Raw genomic sequence first — 1,289 nt, 5'->3', positions numbered from 1 at the left:
TGAGATTTGGTATAATATTCTGTCTATTTATGCTCACCTGCTGATAAAAATGTAAATATTCTCGTATCCACAATCCCAAATTATCATCTAACTACTAGCTTTAACCCAAGTTTTCAACATCTTTTCAACTTCTGGAGATAGGGAAGTAAAATGTATATAAAATCCACTTCGATCGTCTTTTTGACCTGTTACCTTCCCATAAATATAATCAATTTTTTTCCCTGGAAAAGTTCTATTTAATAAATTAATCTGAAGATTACTCATCACATCTACTAAATAATTAGATTTTACTTCAGCAGAATTAGTAGATACTTTGACTAAACTTCCTGACATTAATTCTTGACTAATTTCCTTTCCTTCAATAACTGCAAACTGAATGGGAACTGCTTCTAATAAATCTACAAATAATTCTGATTTTACAGGTAGAAACAAATTATATTTTCCGGAAATACCTCCTAGTTGATAAATATTGATAGCTTCAGGAAAACCTTTAATTTTTACTGATTTTTGCTGCACAATTTTGACAATAGAACTGACTTCTTCAAGAGTATTTCCTGAAATCAGAATTTCACCTCCCACTGTATAAGATTCAATCCGAGAAGCTAAATTAATATTACTACCAACAACTCCATATTTAGACCTCCTATTACTACCAATGAGATTTGGTATAATATTCTGTCTATTTATGCTCACCTGCTGATAAAAATGTAAATATTCTCGTATCCACAATCCCAAATTATCATCTAACTACTAGCTTTAACCCAAGTTTTCAACATCTTTTCAACTTCTGGAGATAGGGAAGTAAAATGTATATAAAATCCACTTCGATCGTCTTTTTGACCTGTTACCTTCCCATAAATATAATCAATTTTTTTCCCTGGAAAAGTTCTATTTAATAAATTAATCTGAAGATTACTCATCACATCTACTAAATAATTAGATTTTACTTCAGCAGAATTAGTAGATACTTTGACTAAACTTCCTGACATTAATTCTTGACTAATTTCCTTTCCTTCAATAACTGCAAACTGAATGGGAACTGCTTCTAATAAATCTACAAATAATTCTGATTTTACAGGTAGAAACAAATTATATTTTCCGGAAATACCTCCTAGTTGATAAATATTGATAGCTTCAGGAAAACCTTTAATTTTTACTGATTTTTGCTGCACAATTTTGACAATAGAACTGACTTCTTCAAGAGTATTTCCTGAAATCAGAATTTCACCTCCCACTGTATAAGATTCAATCCGAGAAGCTAAATTAATATTACTACCAACAACTCCATA

At 30.3% G+C, this 1,289-nt stretch carries 1 protein-coding gene and 1 pseudogene; both read right to left on the bottom strand.

What is annotated here, in order from left to right:
• Nucleotides 1–87 precede the first annotated feature (87 nt).
• Nucleotides 88–729, bottom strand: coding sequence for an adenylate/guanylate cyclase domain-containing protein (locus tag ACP6PK_RS04490; RefSeq protein WP_426558124.1), 642 nt, complete (start codon nt 727–729; stop codon nt 88–90).
• 14 nt (nt 730–743) lie between these two features.
• Nucleotides 744–1,289: pseudogene (locus ACP6PK_RS04485) on the bottom strand (adenylate/guanylate cyclase domain-containing protein); the annotation flags it as partial.

It is taken from the genome of Dapis hubbardiae BLCC-M172, from assembly GCF_050016015.1.
Lineage (GTDB): Bacteria > Cyanobacteriota > Cyanobacteriia > Cyanobacteriales > Microcoleaceae > Trichodesmium.
The sequence above is the reverse complement of the archived record's forward strand: the minus strand, read 5'-3'. Positions and strand labels throughout refer to the sequence as shown.